Genomic DNA, 16031 nt, shown 5'->3' with positions numbered 1-16031 from the left:
CGAATAGCCTGATCAGAAGTCTTTCGCAGCCTGCGTTCTTTCGGCGGGCTTGTAAACGGGCGTTTCTGGTTACCGGCTGGCATTTTAGCTTGCCGGTGACTGCACTTACCCTCGGGTCGCTGCGCGAAGTTCCCGCTCTAACGCATCCAGAAACCTCGAACGATCTGCTTTGCTGAACGGTCGACCGCCGCCTCCGGCCCCCAATGGATTGGCGGCCCGCAGATCAGCCATCAAATCACGCATCGCCAATTGCTGGCCAATGTTGGCTGCCGTAAAGGCCTCGCCGTTGGGGCGCAAAACTCGGGCACCTGTTTCGACGCATTTCGCGGCCAGAGGGATATCAGAGGTCACAACTACATCCCCAGCGCCACAGCGTTCTGCAATCCATTTGTCGGCTTCGTCAGCACCTTCCGAGACCACGATGACCTGTACAAGCGGGTTTGCTGACGGTCGAAGACCGCCATTCGACACCAGTGCCATAGGCACCTTGTGTCGTGTTGCAACCCGTTCGGCCTCGGCCTTTACAGGGCAGGCATCGCCATCGACATACAGCGTTGTCACGCCTTTTTGGCCTCTTTTTTCTCTGGTTCAGCAGGTTTCTTCCGCACCTTGAATTCCTCCGGGATCGGCATCCGGTTGAAAGCATCCAGCCCGGCGATCTTGTAAGCCTCGGCCAGAGTTGGATAGTTGAACGTGTTCTGAACGAAGTAATCGACAGTTCCCTTTAGATTCAGCACCGCCTGAGCGATGTGGATCAGTTCGGTCGCACCTTCGCCCACAATCTGCACGCCCAAGACACGGCGGGTTTTAAGCGAAAACAGCATCTTCAGCATGCCGTGTTCCAGCCCCATGATATGCCCGCGCGAGGTCTCGCGGAATCGGGCCACGCCAACCTCATAGGGAATGCCACGCTCCTGAAGTTCTTCCTCGGACATGCCGCAGGTGGAAATTTCGGGAACCGAGTAGATGCCATAGGGGTACCATGGGCTTTCCGGCAGCGTAGGTGTCTCGAGCGCATGGCAGGCAGCCACACGCCCTTGCTGCAATGAAGTCGAGGCCAGCGAAGGGTGACCGATCACATCCCCGGTCGCGTAGATATGCGGAACCGCGGTCTGATATGTCTTGCGGTCTACCTTGATCCGGTTACGGTGATCGGTTTCCAGTCCGACTGAGTCCAGATTGAGTTTCGATGTTGCGCCCATGCGCCCGGCTGCAAACAGCAGCATTTCGGCCCGCACGTGACGCCCGTTTTCAAGGGTCACTTCCACATGCTCGCCCGCATCTTCAATCTTTTCGACAGCTGACCCTAAACGCAGATCAACACCGTTTTCGCGGATCTGATGGGTGAAATCATGAATCAATCGGCTATCGATGAAGTCCAGAAACGTATCCCGCGGCTCGATCAGCGTCACCCGAACGTCCAGTGCGGAGAACATCGTGGCGTATTCGACCCCAATGACCCCGGCACCGATAACAACCAGTGAACGCGGGATTTCTGCCATTTCCAGAAACTCGTCGCCATCGACCACGGTCTTGCCGTTGAATGGAACATAGTCGGGGCGATAGGTCTTGGTCCCCGTTGCAATCAGAAACTTGGCGGCCGTTACACGTGTGGTCTCTCCGGCATCAGTGGCGACTTCCACTTCATGTGGTCCGACAAACTTGGCTAAACCGTCGAGAGTATCGACGTGGTTCCGGTTGAACTGATGTTCCAGCACGTCGACTTCGTGATCGAGCGTCATATGCAGGCGCGCTTTCAGATCATCGGCGCGGATCTGGTCCTTGACCCGATAGGAACGGCCATAAAAGCTGCGCTCGCGCCAGCCCGACAGGTTCAGAACCGTTTCGCGCAATGTCTTGGATGGGATAGTTCCGGTGTGAACGGACACCCCACCAAAACGGTCTTTTCGGTCAATCACCAGAACCCGTCGCTTGAGCTTGCCAGCCTGAATGGCCGCAGAACGCCCCGAAGGCCCGGACCCGATGATGACCAGATCATAGTCGTATTTGCTCATATCTCAGTCTCCGTACAGCGCTTCGGCGTGGAAAACGATGTGATCTTCCATGAAGGTAGATACGAAGAAATACGAATGGTCATACCCCGGCTGGAGGCGGAAGGTTGCTTGCTGGCGACGCTCAGCGATGGCTTGGGCAAGCGCTTCTGGGCGCAGCAGGTCCATAAACTGATCATTGGTGCCCGTATCGATCAGGATGGGGCCGTCGAAACCGGTTTCTTTCATCAACAGGGAGGCATCGTGTTTGGCCCAAAGGGATTCATCATCCCCCAGATACGCGCCCAGCTGTTTGCGCCCCCAGTCTGCGCCCGTCGGGTTCGCGATGGGTGCGAAGGCCGAAACCGAGCGGTACCGTCCTGGAAGGTTCATGGCCAACGTCAATGCACCATGCCCGCCCATGGAATGACCCGTAATGGCCTGACGTTCGCTATCGATGGCAAAGTTTTCGAACAGCAGTGTGGGCAATTCGTCGGCAATGTAGTCCCACATCCGGAAATGCGGTGCCCAGGGCTCCTGCGTGGCGTTCACGTAGAACCCAGCGCCCTGACCCAAATCGTAGTCGTCATGGTCCGCAACACTTTCACCGCGTGGCGAAGAGTCGGGAAATACCACTGCAATGCCTTGTTCCGCAGCCCAAGCTTGTGCGCCGGCTTTTGTCATCGCGTTTTCATGGGTGCAGGTCAGACCAGACAGATACCACAAGATCGGAACCGGGCCATCTTTCGCCTCGGCCGGAAGAAAAAGGCCAAACGTCATGTCGCATTGGCATGTCGACGAAGCATGGCGATACACGCCTTGCACTCCGCCGAAACAGGCATTTTCCGAGAGGGTTTCCATCAGGCATCGTCCTTATTCTAGAGTCGCAACATGGCTAACGATCCACGGACCCGGCGTAAAGCCCGAGTGCCTTTGGGGTGAGTATTTTTAAAAAGGTGAAGGTCAGAGAGTTCCTTGAGCCGCAATTACAAGCGGTATGGTGACAATGCTGACGAGCGTCGACAGTAAAATAGCAGCCGAGGCGCGCTGTGGGGCAATGCCGTAATGCGCGGCCAGCATATAGACATTTCCTGCCACGGGCAGAGCTGCTGCTGCAATTGCAACGCTTGCCGGAAATGTTCCGACCGGGATCAGCCAGAGCAGGGCGATTGCTACGAAAAGCGGGTGGAGCACCAGCTTGCAGAAACTCAACCAGGCCGCGATCTGAATTCTTTCCGCGGATTTGCCAGCAAGGGACGCACCGATTGCAAAAAGCGCTCCGGGGGTTGCGGCACCACCGAGGATGGTCAGAAAGTTGTTCAGCGGATCGGGAACCGGGATTTGCAGGGATGACCAGACGAGCCCGGCAGAGATCGAGACAATCATCGGGTTCTTGAGCAGACCCATTCCAATCAGTTTGAATGTGGCTGGGGTCAGCCTTCCGTCGCGACCACCGTTGATCAGGATCACGATCAGAGACGAGAATACCACCAGATCTACGGTCAGGACCAGCATGACCGGACCAATAGCGGCTTCGGTGAACAGCAGCGCGAGCATCGGCAGGCCAAGAAAGCCAACGTTCCCAATAGCAGCGCATTGTGCCTCAACCGCCGAAGTAGGCACGTTAAGGCCGCGTATCCACGCTATGCAAGTTGCTATGCCATAAACAGCAGCGGTTCCTATGAGATAACCGAAGATCAGTCTTGCGTTGAAAATCTCTGCAAAGGGCAGGGTCGCGGCAAATCGAAACAACATTGCCGACAGCGCGAAGAAGAAGACGAACTTGGTCAGATATGCGGTTGCTTCGGCCGTAAAGAACCGTGTGCGCCCAGCCCAATAGCCAAGGCCGATGATTGCAAAAAAGGGAAGTGTACGCAAAAAGATATCGGCCATGGGCCAAGTCCTAGCACGGTTTAGAACCGTCGCAAGAGCGCAACTCCCCAAATTGGGCGAGGTCAGCGTTAAAGGGAATACGAGAATCCTTGTACCTGAACCGAACGGTTTATAAACTGTGACAGGTATTGATCGAGGAGATGACATGACCCAGACCGCCACCATCCTGCGCACAGGCCGAAAGTTTGATCAGGTTTTGCGCGGGGCCCGAGAGGTTTTCATGGCGGACGGATTCGAGGGCGCAAGCGTGGATGACATTGCCCGCGCGGCTGGAGTGTCAAAAGCAACCTTGTACAGCTATTTTCCGGACAAGCGCCTTTTGTTCATGGAAGTTGCACAAACGGAATGCTGTCTTATGGCCGAACGGGTCGTCGCGATGATCGACGAGACCAAACCCGCACGAGAAGTTTTGATGATCGCGGCCACACAGTTGACGGCGTTTCTAGTTTCAGATTTCGCGCAGCAGGTTTTCCGCATTTGTGTTGCCGAACGAGATCGGTTTCCGGAACTTGGTCGTGCATTTTACGAAGCGGGGCCGCAAAACGGCCAGCGTCAAATGGCAGAATACCTTGAAAAAGCCGTGGCTAAAGGTGAGTTAGCAGTTGAAAATGTCCAAATAGCGGCTGAGCAGTTTTCCGAGCTTTGCAAAGTACGGATCTGGACCCGGGCTGCATTTGGAATTCAGAATTCATTCAGCAAAGAAGAAATCGCTGAAGTAGCGACACAAGCCGTGGACATGTTTCTTGCCCGGTATGGGGTCTGATCCAAGAAAGAAATGGCCCATATCCGGATCAGGGACACAGGCCATTGCTCACACACCAGAACACTCGATGCAGTTCAGCTTACTGCGATAAGTCTTTTCAAACTCTTTACTTGTCGAACTATTGGCGTGGCTTGGGACCCAACATTGGCCGGAAAGAAAAGCAGGTCAGCGTTCAAACTTGTTGCCCAGCTTGATGCGCTTTAGCTCGCTAGCAACAGGCCAAGCCAGAAAGAAAACCAGCACAGAGCAAGGCTGATCAGAATATTGCCTGCTGCCAAAAGCAATGTGCGCTCGCGGTGAAGTTCGAGCGATTGGTAGGCAAAGCTGGAGAAGGTTGTAAAACCACCGCAAAACCCGAAAACAAGGCGTTTTTGGTCCTCGGGAATGTCTACTGGACCTCCCAAATACCCAACCCAGATCCCCAGCAGCAAGCTACCCAACACATTTACGAGCAAGGTTGCTAGTGGCAAGTCGTGCCGAATCCTCAGCGCCAGCCAATGGCGCATCACAGCCCCCAGACCTCCGCCCAACGCGAACATGGAATGAAGATACACTTCGCTCATGACGGCGTCTTTTCGGAATGAAAATGCCGTCCAAGTCTTTCACCAAACAGCGCGGCAGCAAGGCCAAATGAAACTTCCAGCCCGATTGCCAGGGACGTTACCCATAGGCCGCCGTCGGCTATTCGTTCAAGATCTGCGACAAAAGACGAAAAGGTCGACAATCCACCGCAAAACCCGACGGCGCCAAGATGCAGAACATGCGCGTGCACCTTATGGCGCACGGAATATAGCCAGCCCAGAACAAAACAGGCGACTACGTTGATGCCAAAAGTCGAGGTGAGAAAGCTTAGGCCTGGGATCTCTAGTGCAAACGCCTCACGCAACAACGACCCAAGCGCACCGCCTGCGAAGACGGACAGAAACATCACGCTTTTTCGGTCACGCCAGAGGTGGGATTGTGTGTTTGCCAAGGATCGGCCCTTTGTCGTCCGTTAAGCGTGATTTATCCGCCGGTTGCACCGGGTTCAACAGTTGGGCGGTTCGTAACATGATTTCACGTTTGCGTCCCTCAGCAGACATTTTTCCGCGGGCACTTGAAATAAAGTTTCAATCTGTTTCACGTTGAGTTCTGACAGCATGGCTCATCAGCCCGATAATAACACAAGGAGTATGGAACATGATTGTACGCAGAATTTTCTTTTTTCTGAGCTGTGTCTGTCTGCCGTTAGTTCTGATCCTTGGGTTCTTCTGGTCTCATGCGCTTTGGCTTCTGATCATTTTGGTGCCGTACGCGATCATCGGTCTTTATGATGTTCTGACGACCAGGCATAACGTCCTGAACAATTACCCGGTTCTTGGGCATTTCCGGTACATGCTGGAATTTGTAAGCCCGGAAATTCGCCAATATTTCGTGGAAACCAACGAAAGTGGACGTCCGTTCAACAGGATTGTCCGAGGGCTGGTTTATTCTCGGGCCAAGGGGCAGGTGGACACACAGGCGTTCGGCACACAATACGACATTACGGAAACCGGGTATCATCGCGCCAACCACTCACTAGCCCCCAAACATGTAGACAAAAGTGAAGAACGCATAATGCTGGGGGGTCCGCAATGTACGCAACCATACAGCGCCTCACGCCTTAATGTGTCTGCCATGAGCTTTGGCGCGCTCAGCGCCAATGCCATCCGCGCGCTGAACGGAGGAGCCAAGGATGGGGGGTTCGCGCATAACACCGGAGAGGGTGGGCTGTCACCGCATCATCTGGCCGAAGGCGGGGACATCATCTGGCAGATCGGGACGGGTTACTTCGGGTGCCGGACCCCTGCTGGTGGATTTGACAAGGACAAGTTTGCCGAAAAGGCAGGAAGGGACGTGGTCAAGGCTATTGAGATCAAGCTGTCACAAGGTGCAAAGCCCGCCCATGGCGGTGTTCTACCTGCTGCCAAAGTCGATGCCGAGATTGCCGAGATACGGGGAGTGCCCGAACATCAGGATGTGATTTCTCCGCCCACCCATAGTGCCTTCGATGGGCCCACAGGTTTGATGCATTTTGTCCAGCACCTGCGAGAAATGTCCGGCGGCAAACCTGTCGGGTTCAAGCTGTGCATCGGCAGGCCGTCCGAATTCATGGCGATCTGTAAAGCAATGCTTGAAACGGGTATCTTGCCGGATTTCATCACAATTGACGGGGCAGAAGGGGGCACGGGCGCAGCCCCGGTGGAATTCACCAACCGTTTGGGTATGCCCCTGAACGAAGCCTTGATCTTTGTCAGCAACTGTTTGCGCGGTGTCGGAGTACGCGACAAGATTCGGATCATCTGTTCCGGAAAAGTGGCGACCGGTTATGACATGGTCGAGAAGTTGGCGCTTGGTGCCGACATGTGCAACTCGGCGCGCGCGATGATGTTTGCGGTGGGTTGCATCCAGGCATTGCATTGCAACACAAACCGTTGTCCGTCAGGGGTGGCTACACAAGATCCCATCCGCGGGCGCGCTGTGAATGTGCCGCAGAAACGCCGGCGTGTTCATCGCTATCACGATGCCACACTGGAAAGTTTCCGCGAGCTTTTGGGCGCGATGGGCAAGGAAAAAGCGTCCGAGTTACATCCCCGTGATATCCTGCGCCGAACTGCGGACGAGCATGAGCGTACCTATGCCGAGCTTTATATTTATCTGGAGGACGGTGCCTTGTTAAAGGACGACATTCCCGAAGAATTTGCAGATGATTGGAACCGAGCTTCGGCGGCACAATTCTGAAAACCACATTAGGTAGCGCGATGATTGGTCATGTGAAAGCGCGGCCGTAATTGCCCGCTTTTTCCGCCGTCTTATGCAACTTTCGTTATCTGGGAATGGATCGCGGGTTGTTTGCCACGTGGGTGTTGATCTTGCGAATGCTCCATTCAACAGAATCTCTCATCGCGCGCCCCAACGCCAGGTCAAACGCGTTGATCAGATCCGGCGTCTGATCGCTTGCCGCCACGACGTTTTCCTGGAACGAGCTGGATGCAACGATTTTATCTTCGTATTCGTCGATCACCTTAATGTTAATACGAACTTCGACGCGAATTTTGGTTCCGTTCTCGGAATCTTCGATCACGACCCCCTGAAACTCTCGAAGGTCCGGGGCTATTACATAATCGGCCCGCAGGCCAACGGTTGAGCGTCCAACAGCTGCGACTTTGCCCGAGTTCTCAAAGCTTTCAACCAACAAGGTTTGAACGATCAAGGGTGCGCGATCCACCCAGCGGGCGCGGGGCAAATATTGAACCTGCAACGAGGTAGGCTGAATGGCTATCTGGTCCGTGTTCACTGCGGCAGTTGCCGTGGGTTCCTGAACGACGATCTGCTTTTCAATCCTGGGCAGCGCCGAGGAAAACGTGCTTTTTGGGGTCAGCAGATACAAATCATTTGGTTTCGCCGCTTGTTGCAACGTGCCCAGACCAGCGCAGCCGCCAAACAACGCGACCATCAACATTGCAAGTGCAGGCTTGATCATTGACGGAACTCCGATGCTTGGGTGCCCAGAAGGAAACGTGCCGGATCGCGTTCAACTTTGTCTACGAGGCGATCCAGACTGATAACAAGACGCTGGGATTCTTCGATGAAACGAACAAACTGAGGCAACCCGACCCGCAGGAAGTCTGACACTTGTCGGCGGTTGCTCTGAACAATGCCGTCGATGGTTCCCAGCAATTCGGACGCCGAATTTGACGCACTCAGGACGTCGTCCGAGATCTGGTCGATCTTTTCGGTAATGCCTGCGACGGTTTCTGTCACCTGATTGGCCGCCTTCCGGACATCTTCCGCAACAGGTGCCACGTCTTCCTCCATGACACGATTTGCAGAGTCAAAAGCGGATTCTGCCGAAGCCAACGCCCCCTTGGCGGACTCCATCGCCGTAGTAATCGAACCAAGCGTCGTATTGGCGTTCATCACGGTTTCGTTCACAATTCCAAGGGTGATGCTGCCTTCATCAGACAGAACGGTCAATCGTTCAGCCAGTTGCGAGCCTCGCTCGATGAAAGGCTTCACGTCCTGCTGCAAAATGCGGTCCGCCGTCTGAAGGGTTGTTTTTGCTTCGTCCAGCGCCGTTTTGGCGGACCCGGATGCCGTTTTGACGGCTTCCAATGTTTCCGTGCCGGTCTTGAGCGTTGTTTGCGCAGTTTCGATCAGCGGGTCCAGCCGCTTTGAAAACGCGCCAATATCCTGCGCAGCGCTGCCGATGTCATTTGCGACGGATTCAAAACTTGTCAGTGTCTTGTCCAGTTTACCCGTAGCCGAAGCAAGATTGTCCAGAATACCGCTCACAGCTTCCCGGTTTTTATCATCGACGACTTTGTTCAGGTTTTCCAAAAGTGTCACGGCTTCATCCAGTACTTTTGGCGCGCCTTCGAACAGGGATTGAATTGCGCTGCGTTTGCTCTTGATAACACTCTTTTGTGGCAATCGTTCAGCGTTAGCCGATCCGCCGGTCAGTTCAACATAGCCAACACCGGTCACGCCAAGTGACTGAAGCTGCGCGATTGTCTCATTGGTTATCGGAATGTCTGCGTCCACTTCGATCCGCACCCGAACCTTTGACGGATCATTTTCATCCAGTTGCAAGGAAACGACCTGCCCGACCGGCAGGCCGTTGAAGTTCACGCCGCCGGCTGCCGACAGACCTGCGACATTGTCAAATAGTACATCGTAATAAGCGTATTGGCGCGTGATCTCAAACTTGGCGAGCCACATGAAAAAGCCGAATGTGCCCAGCAACCCCGCAAGGGTAAACGCGCCGATCAGAATATAGTTCGCCCGGGTTTCCATTGCTTTTACCTGTTTTGCCCCTTCTGCTGCGCCGCGCGGGCGCGGGGGCCTGTGAAGTATTCCTGTACCCAAGGATGATCGACCTTGGTCATGTCCTCAATCGGACCTTCAACCAACACGCGCTTTTCTGCAAGCACCGCAACGCGGTCGCAGATCGCGTAAAGACTGTCCAGATCATGGGTGACCATGAAAACAGTCAACCCAAGTGCCTGCTGCAACTCGCCGATCAGTTCATCATACGCGGCTGCGCCAATCGGGTCCAATCCTGCGGTTGGTTCGTCCAGAAAAACGATCTCGGGGTCAAGGGCAAGCGCTCGTGCTAGCGCGGCGCGTTTGCGCATGCCACCCGACAGTTCTGACGGAAACTTGCCGCAACTCAGCTGCGGCAGACCCACGAGGCTGATCTTCAATGCACCCAGAGATTCCATCAGCTTCTCGCTGAGACCTGTATGTTCCCGCAACGGTGCCATAACGTTTTGCAGCACGGTCAGTGACGAAAACAGTGCCCCGTCCTGAAAGGCAACGCCCCAGTGGCGTTCGATTCTGCGGCGATCACCCTCTGGACCATTCAGAACATCGACGCCCAGAACTTCGATTTCTCCGGCTGCGGGTTTGTTCAGCCCTACGATAGTTCTGAGCAATACGGATTTACCGGTGCCCGACCCGCCGACGATTCCCAAAACTTCGCCTCGCCAGACGTCAAGATTCAGGTCTTCATGTACCACCTGCGTACCGAACTGAGTTCGGAGCCCGCGTACACGAATGACAGCCTCACGACCTTTAGTCGCGGCAGCTGATGGCTGTGGTGTATCCCCGGTCATGTCATATCCCGATCTCTGAGAAGAAGATCGAAAACAAAGCGTCGATTGCGATCACCATGAAAATGGATTGAACAACTGATGCTGTCGTACGTTGACCGACACTTTGGGCGGACCCTTTGACCTGCATTGCCTGCCAGCAGGCGATAACGCCGATGACGAGCGCAAAGAACGGAGCTTTGATAAGACCGACTGCCAATTGCCAGACGTCGGTGTTTTCCTTCAAACGGGTAAGAAACATTCCGGGGCTTACACCTAGGTCGATCCAGCTCATCAAGGCGCCGCCAAACAGGCCTGCCATATCGGCGACAAAACCCAATATGGGTAGCATTATCAACAACGCCAAAACGCGCGGAATGACCAGAACTTCGATCGGGTCCAGACCCAGCGTTCGCATTGCGTCAATTTCTTCTTGCACTTTCATCGAGCCGATAGATGCGGTGAATGCAGAACCCGAGCGCCCGGCAACGATTATAGCCGTCAGCAATATGCCCAATTCACGCAGAACCGAGATCGAGATCAGCTCGACCACGAATATCTCGGCTCCAAATTGCTTCAGTTGGGTCGCGCCCTGAAATGCTAGTACGACACCGATCAGAAACCCCATAAGGGCCACGATTGGCAGTGCCTTGAACCCGGTCTCTTCCATGTGTGTGACCAGCGCTGCCTTGCGAAGTCGCCATGGCATGACAATGGTACGAAACAGCCGATGCAGTGTCAGACCCAGAAATTCGAGGATGGAAAGCGTATCCCGCCAAGCACCTACAGTGATGTGACCCATTTGTGCGATCAAATCTAACAGACTTCGCGGTTTATCAAGCTCACCGGGTTCGTCGGGTATGCTACGGGTTACAGTATCTATCAGAGTGGCATGTGCCGGTTTCACCCCTTGAAATTCAAGTGTTGCACCTTGCGACGTAAAGCGTTTGCCAAGGTCCGCGATCAGCCAGGCACCGCCCGTATCCAAGGCTTCGACCTCGGACAAATCCAGAACGACCCTTTCTCCGGTTGCGCGGACAGAGGCAAAACCCTGTTCAACGGTTTGCAGCGATTGCGTGAGCAGCTCTCCGGATATGCGTACACGAGTACCGCTGGAATCGTGTTCTGAGGTTATCGAAGGTTGCGTCATGAGGTCATGTGAATTGAAACATTCAATGTCCGCAATGGCTTTGTGCCATTGGACTTCTTTTTGCCGCGCTGGATGGCCTTGACGTCACGCCGACCGTCGCATTGGAGATATGCTGAACAGGTGCATGCCAGAGGTTGTCGCACAGCAACTTTGTCGGGATAACACGCCTTTGCCTAACCGACAAATTGGTTGCGCTGTGGCGGGAAGCAATACACATTCCGCGTTGGTTATTACGGCGCGGAATCGGAGAAGTCGGTATGCATCAGACCAAGAACGTCTTGTTTGTCATCATCGACCAACTCAGAGCGGATTGCCTGTCCGGGGCCTTGGCAGACCATGTGAACCTTCCGAATTTGCGGGCTTTTATGGATGAGGCCGTGACCTTTACCCGTCATTTTTCGGTCACCAATCCCTGCGGTCCCTCGCGCGCATCGATTCTGACCGGCCAATATGCGATGAATCATCGGTCGGTAAGAAACGGAACGCCGTTACGGCACGATACCCCAAACATCGCCACGGAGATGCGCAAAGCTGGTTACTTGCCAATGTTGTTTGGGTACACAGATACCTCCGCCGACCCGCGCGTCCATGATCCCAATGACCCTGACCTCAAGTCTTACGAACAGTCGATGACCGGGTTTGTTGAAGTTGTCGAAATGCGCCTTGAAGAATCATATCCTTGGCAAGCGCATCTGATGAAAAAGGGGTACCAGTTCGAAAAGTACTGGGATGTCTACAAGCCCGTTTCGCCCGACGGTGGACACCCGCGGCTGAATGATCCCGCGCTGTATCGGGCGGAAGACAGCGATACAGCTTTTCTGACAGATGCCTTTCTTGATGGGATCGCGCCGCATCGTGGAAAGGGTTGGTTCGCCCATTTGACCTATATCCGCCCGCATCCGCCCTTGGTCGCACCGGCCCCGTACAATGACATGTATGACCCGGCGGATATCCCTCTGCCGCGCTGCTTGCCGAGCGCAGCAGCAGAAAAAGCAGTGCACCCGTTCTTTGGACCAAAGCTGGATACCTTTAGCGCGAAAAAATTCGTTCACGGTTTCGATGACGTTGAACCTACGGACGAAAACATTCGCACCTTGCGTGCTATATATCTGGGCCTGGCGACCGAGGTTGATCACCACATCGGTCGTGTTGTCCAGTACCTGAAGGACAGCGGGCAATACGACGATACATTGCTGGTTATCACCGCCGATCATGGTGAAATGCTGGGGGATCGACACAGCTGGGGCAAAATGACGGTCTACGACGCAGCGTATCACACACCGCTGATGATCCGTTTGCCCGGGAACGAAGCTGTAGCTGGAAGCAAGATCACCGTTCCAACCGAGTCCGTGGATGTCACTCCGACCATACTGGACTGGATTGGACAGGCTGCTCCGAACGCTATGGATGGTCGGTCCTTGCTGCCATTGTTGCGCGGTAATATCCCAGACGATTGGCGCGACTATTCTTTCAGTGAACTTGACTTTTCAGAACCTGAAAACCCGACGCTGTGGCAGCAAGACTTGGGGACCGGTAACAGCGACTCGTGTTTGGGAATATTGCGGGATGAACGGTTCACACTGGTCGAGTTCGCTGCCGACCTGCCCCCGATCCTGTTCGACCACCAAGGTAAGGGCGAATTCGAGAACGTCGCGGAGAATCCAGATTTTGCAACGGACCTCGCACGGTTAAGCCGACAGATGTTGCGCCACCGGATGAAAAATATGGACCACACATTGTCCTTGCATTCGATCACATCTGAGGGTGCAAAATCCCGCCCCAGATACACATCTTAGAACGCGGTTTTTTGTCAACGTTCATCTATTCTAACTATACCGGGCACTCGGTCACGGGCAGGTGTGTCGACGTATTTCTCTTTGCGCATTCGCGGATTGGCAAAAGCACTTGAACGAAGGCAGAGTCCGAAACGCCTCCCCTCAATTCCACTACCCGTGCATGATTTCTGATGCTAGGCATGAGCCGTGGAGAAAACGAAGTTGGACATAACGGAAAAGCGTATCAAGGCGATGACGACCGCTGGGCTGAACCTGATCGGTCAGGCGCTTTCCATTTATGACAACAAGTTGCAACTGGTGCTCAGCAATCGCCGCTTCCAGGAAATGTTCGGTTTGCCGGATGAGCTGGTTCAAAGGGGCGCTCTGTTTCGCGACACGATCCACTTTCTTGCCAGCCGCGGTGAGTATGGCGACGATGAAAGTGTCGAGGAAATGGTCAATCTGCGTGTCCAGCAAGCCTTGGCGTTTGAGCCCCACTACATGGAGCGCGTGCGCCCCAATGGGCAGGTTGTTTCAATTGAAGGCGCGCCGCTGCCCCAAGGCGGGTGGGTCGCGGTCTACACGGATATTACCGGCACGCGGCGGGCGGAAAACCTGTTGCGGGCGCGGTCAGAGGAACTGTCGGAACAGTTGCTGAGCCACGCGGAAGAACTATCCGCAACCAACCGCAAACTTGCGGCCACGATCGCGGCGCTTGAAGAGGCCAAGCGGGAACTGACCGAAATCGAAGCGCGTACTCGTATGGTGACCGAGATGATGCCGGCTCATATCGCGCATTTGGACAGCGACGGCCGTTACGATTACTCGAACCGCCGCCTGAGCGCCGTCATGCCCGGGCGTCCGTCCGATATTCTGGGGCTTCACATTTCTGAAGCGCTGGGTGCGGCCGCCTTTGAACGGGTTCAGGCCCATTTGCTTAAGGCCTATAGCGGAGAGCCGTCGGTTTTCGAGTTCACTGAAGATCAGGATTCCCGCCGTATTCGTGTTTCGTTTACGCCAGATGGGGCAGGGGGTGTGTACGTGATGTCGGTGGACATCACCGAAGAGACGCAGGCACGCGTTGCATTACAACAAACCCGCCGCCGGGCGATGGCAGCCCAGATGACCAGCGGGCTTGCCCATGACTTCTCCAATCTGCTCACTATCATCCTTGGGATGCAGTCCCGCCTCGACAAGATGGATTTGCCGGATGGCGCGCAGGAACTTGTGGCCGCAACTCAACAAACGGCGCGCCGGGGCGGGCAGCTGTTGAACCGGATCGCCGACATGACTGGAAACCGAACGCCGCAACCGCAGGCCACTGACATCGGGGGATTGTTGGAAGACCTGAGGATTCTGGCGACGCCCTCGCTGCCTCGCGGTGTGGGCCTGTCCGTCGTAAACACCTTGCCAAAACAGACATTGATGCTTGATCCGGGTATGGTTCAGGATGCGCTTTTGAATTTGGTTCTGAATGCCAGGGATGCCTGCGGGAGCACGGGCCAGATCACAATCAGTGCACATGCCATTGGTGAGATCTGGATCGAAGTCACGGTTTCCGACACTGGGCCGGGGTTTTCACCCGAGGCGCTTGAAAAGGCGCTGAACCCGTTTTTCACAACAAAAGGGAGCGACGGTTCGGGTCTGGGGCTGCCGATGGTTTATGATACGGTCAAGCTTGCTGGTGGCGATCTGAATCTAAGAAATACGCCATCTGGGGCCTCAGTTGTCATGCGTTTGCCTTTTCGGCCCGCTCCTCCGGCGCAGGACGGATTGGTACTGTTGGTTGAAGACAGCGAAGACCTACGCGGGCAGTTTCGGGACATGCTGGTGGATTTGGGCTTTACTGTCATTGAAGCAAATTCAGTTGATGAAGCACTGGCCTTGATATCAAGTGTGAAGGACATTTCGCTGGTCTTGTCCGATATCCGTTTGGAAGGACACGGTACTGGCTTGGATATCCTTGAACAGTTGAAACCGGGGTTGCCGCTTATCCTTATGACATCTCTGCCAAATTCAGATCCGCTGCATCAACGGGCCCTTGCTTTGGCACCTGTTTTGCGTAAACCGTTCTCACAGGCCCAATTGTCCGCTCTCATCCAAGCCGAGGCCGCCTGATGTCGCAACCAATGGTGACCATTCTCGACGACGAACCCGAAATTCGGCGCATTCTGACGGATGCGCTGGAGGATGCCGGTTTCAGAACGCAGAGTTTTTCCCGTGCCAGAGAGTTTGAAGCATCCCTTAATCGAGTAACCCCTGATGTCTGCCTTGTGGACCTGTCCTTACCAGATACCGACGGGCTGGCGCTTGTTCATCGCTTGGCGCTGGAACAGGGTGCAGCAGTGATCATAATTTCTGGCCGGGCGCAGGTTCAGGACCGTGTGACAGGACTGGAGCTTGGCGCAGATGACTATATTACCAAGCCGTTTGACCCCACCGAGGTCGTAGCCCGGGTACGGGCCAGGTTGCGCGCGCCGCGCGGTAGGACATCACAATCGGACAGGGCGGAATTCAACGGCTGGATTGCGCATTTTGATCGGTATGTTCTGGAAGACCGGTCAGGGGCTGAAACACCTTTCAGCCATGCAGAAGGCGAGGTTTTGCGTCTGTTTCTGGAAAGCCCCAAGCGGCTGATCAGCAGGGGGCAGATGCAGGAGTCCTTGGGCGGTGCGGCCGGCGACAGTTTTGATCGTGCTATGGATGTCAGAATTTCCAGATTGCGTACGAAACTTGGAGAAGATCCGAAGAATCCGCGTCTGATCAAAACAATTTACGGTGCCGGGTATATATTTTTAGGGGATGTCGACTGGAAATAGCGACGCTCTGTTGGCTAGAGTGTGAACC

15 protein-coding genes are annotated in these 16031 nt (G+C 54.8%); 5 read left to right on the top strand and 10 right to left on the bottom strand.

The annotated features are described in order from the left end of the window. Positions 1-105: 105 nt before the first annotated feature. The 4 genes from AC2FPW_RS19420 to AC2FPW_RS19405 all read right to left on the bottom strand — a co-directional run bounded on the left by AC2FPW_RS19420 (position 106) and on the right by AC2FPW_RS19405 (position 3884). The gene (locus AC2FPW_RS19420; RefSeq protein WP_496754405.1) at positions 106-561 is read right to left on the bottom strand and encodes a YaiI/YqxD family protein; all 456 of its coding nucleotides are present in this window, start codon (positions 559-561) and stop codon (positions 106-108) included. After that, positions 558-2015 (bottom strand): Si-specific NAD(P)(+) transhydrogenase, encoded by a 1458-nt coding sequence (sthA, locus tag AC2FPW_RS19415; RefSeq protein ID WP_480910913.1) that lies wholly within the window; start codon positions 2013-2015, stop codon positions 558-560. Before sthA ends, AC2FPW_RS19420 begins: the two co-directional genes overlap by 4 nt. A 3-nt stretch (positions 2016-2018) precedes the next feature. Then, a complete protein-coding gene (fghA, locus tag AC2FPW_RS19410; protein ID WP_496815015.1) occupies positions 2019-2852 on the bottom strand; it encodes an S-formylglutathione hydrolase in 834 nt (277 codons plus the stop codon). 102 nt (positions 2853-2954) lie between these two features. After that, positions 2955-3884 carry an AEC family transporter gene (locus AC2FPW_RS19405; RefSeq protein WP_496815014.1) on the bottom strand — a complete coding sequence of 310 codons (930 nt, stop codon included), beginning with the start codon at positions 3882-3884 and terminating at the stop codon, positions 2955-2957. Between the two features lie 145 nt (positions 3885-4029). On the opposite strand from AC2FPW_RS19405, the gene AC2FPW_RS19400 reads away from it, so the two are divergent. Further along, positions 4030-4647 carry a TetR/AcrR family transcriptional regulator gene (locus AC2FPW_RS19400; protein WP_480483707.1) on the top strand — a complete coding sequence of 206 codons (618 nt, stop codon included), beginning with the start codon at positions 4030-4032 and terminating at the stop codon, positions 4645-4647. A 200-nt stretch (positions 4648-4847) separates the two neighbouring features. On the opposite strand, the gene crcB is transcribed toward AC2FPW_RS19400, so the two are convergent. Further along, positions 4848-5210 (bottom strand): fluoride efflux transporter CrcB, encoded by a 363-nt coding sequence (gene crcB, locus AC2FPW_RS19395; protein WP_496815013.1) that lies wholly within the window; start codon positions 5208-5210, stop codon positions 4848-4850. Continuing rightward, positions 5207-5575 (bottom strand): fluoride efflux transporter FluC, encoded by a 369-nt coding sequence (locus AC2FPW_RS19390; RefSeq protein ID WP_480588669.1) that lies wholly within the window; start codon positions 5573-5575, stop codon positions 5207-5209. The genes crcB and AC2FPW_RS19390 overlap by 4 nt, the downstream gene beginning before the upstream one ends. 251 nt (positions 5576-5826) lie before the next feature. Here AC2FPW_RS19390 and AC2FPW_RS19385 point away from each other — a divergent pair, with 251 nt between their 5' ends. Next, on the top strand, positions 5827-7407 hold the full coding sequence (locus AC2FPW_RS19385) for an FMN-binding glutamate synthase family protein (RefSeq protein ID WP_496815012.1): 1581 nt from the start codon (positions 5827-5829) through the stop codon (positions 7405-7407). Positions 7408-7492: 85 nt separating this feature from the next. Here AC2FPW_RS19385 and AC2FPW_RS19380 read toward each other — a convergent pair whose 3' ends face one another. Genes AC2FPW_RS19380 through AC2FPW_RS19365 form a run of 4 tightly spaced genes read right to left on the bottom strand, consistent with a single transcriptional unit; the run spans position 7493 to position 11409 of the window. Then, on the bottom strand, positions 7493-8149 hold the full coding sequence (locus AC2FPW_RS19380) for an ABC-type transport auxiliary lipoprotein family protein (RefSeq protein ID WP_496815011.1): 657 nt from the start codon (positions 8147-8149) through the stop codon (positions 7493-7495). After that, on the bottom strand, positions 8146-9462 hold the full coding sequence (locus tag AC2FPW_RS19375; protein WP_496815010.1) for an MlaD family protein: 1317 nt from the start codon (positions 9460-9462) through the stop codon (positions 8146-8148). The genes AC2FPW_RS19380 and AC2FPW_RS19375 overlap by 4 nt, the downstream gene beginning before the upstream one ends. A 5-nt stretch (positions 9463-9467) precedes the next feature. Next, positions 9468-10283: an ABC transporter ATP-binding protein gene (locus AC2FPW_RS19370; RefSeq protein WP_496815009.1), complete on the bottom strand. Its 816-nt coding sequence runs from the start codon at positions 10281-10283 to the stop codon at positions 9468-9470. A gap of 1 nt (position 10284) precedes the next feature. Beyond that, a complete protein-coding gene (locus AC2FPW_RS19365; RefSeq protein ID WP_496815008.1) occupies positions 10285-11409 on the bottom strand; it encodes an ABC transporter permease in 1125 nt (374 codons plus the stop codon). 257 nt (positions 11410-11666) lie between these two features. On the opposite strand from AC2FPW_RS19365, the gene AC2FPW_RS19360 reads away from it, so the two are divergent. The 3 genes from AC2FPW_RS19360 (at position 11667) to AC2FPW_RS19350 (ending at position 16003) form a co-directional block, all read left to right on the top strand. Then, positions 11667-13205, top strand: a complete 1539-nt coding sequence (locus AC2FPW_RS19360) for an alkaline phosphatase family protein (RefSeq protein WP_496815007.1) — start codon at positions 11667-11669, stop codon at positions 13203-13205. A 201-nt stretch (positions 13206-13406) separates the two neighbouring features. Then, positions 13407-15302: a PAS-domain containing protein gene (locus tag AC2FPW_RS19355; RefSeq protein ID WP_480773699.1), complete on the top strand. Its 1896-nt coding sequence runs from the start codon at positions 13407-13409 to the stop codon at positions 15300-15302. Next, complete coding sequence (locus AC2FPW_RS19350) at positions 15302-16003, top strand: response regulator transcription factor (RefSeq protein ID WP_496815006.1); 702 nt, start codon at positions 15302-15304, stop codon at positions 16001-16003. Before AC2FPW_RS19355 ends, AC2FPW_RS19350 begins: the two co-directional genes overlap by 1 nt. The last annotated feature ends 28 nt before the right edge of the window (positions 16004-16031 follow it).

This window comes from Ruegeria sp. SATB027, assembly GCF_059613825.1.
Note: the sequence above shows the minus strand (reverse complement) of the source record. Positions and strands in the feature narration are given on the sequence as shown.

Coding starts and splice junctions, on each gene's coding strand:
- sthA (WP_480910913.1), bottom strand. CDS start 2,015: ATGAGCAAATACGACTATGATCTGGTCATCATCGGGTCCGGGCCTTCG.
- fghA (WP_496815015.1), bottom strand. CDS start 2,852: ATGGAAACCCTCTCGGAAAATGCCTGTTTCGGCGGAGTGCAAGGCGTG.
- AC2FPW_RS19405 (WP_496815014.1), bottom strand. CDS start 3,884: ATGGCCGATATCTTTTTGCGTACACTTCCCTTTTTTGCAATCATCGGC.
- AC2FPW_RS19400 (WP_480483707.1), top strand. CDS start 4,030: ATGACCCAGACCGCCACCATCCTGCGCACAGGCCGAAAGTTTGATCAG.
- crcB (WP_496815013.1), bottom strand. CDS start 5,210: ATGAGCGAAGTGTATCTTCATTCCATGTTCGCGTTGGGCGGAGGTCTG.
- AC2FPW_RS19390 (WP_480588669.1), bottom strand. CDS start 5,575: ATGTTTCTGTCCGTCTTCGCAGGCGGTGCGCTTGGGTCGTTGTTGCGT.
- AC2FPW_RS19385 (WP_496815012.1), top strand. CDS start 5,827: ATGATTGTACGCAGAATTTTCTTTTTTCTGAGCTGTGTCTGTCTGCCG.
- AC2FPW_RS19380 (WP_496815011.1), bottom strand. CDS start 8,149: ATGATCAAGCCTGCACTTGCAATGTTGATGGTCGCGTTGTTTGGCGGC.
- AC2FPW_RS19375 (WP_496815010.1), bottom strand. CDS start 9,462: ATGGAAACCCGGGCGAACTATATTCTGATCGGCGCGTTTACCCTTGCG.
- AC2FPW_RS19370 (WP_496815009.1), bottom strand. CDS start 10,283: ATGACCGGGGATACACCACAGCCATCAGCTGCCGCGACTAAAGGTCGT.
- AC2FPW_RS19365 (WP_496815008.1), bottom strand. CDS start 11,409: ATGACGCAACCTTCGATAACCTCAGAACACGATTCCAGCGGTACTCGT.
- AC2FPW_RS19360 (WP_496815007.1), top strand. CDS start 11,667: ATGCATCAGACCAAGAACGTCTTGTTTGTCATCATCGACCAACTCAGA.
- AC2FPW_RS19350 (WP_496815006.1), top strand. CDS start 15,302: ATGTCGCAACCAATGGTGACCATTCTCGACGACGAACCCGAAATTCGG.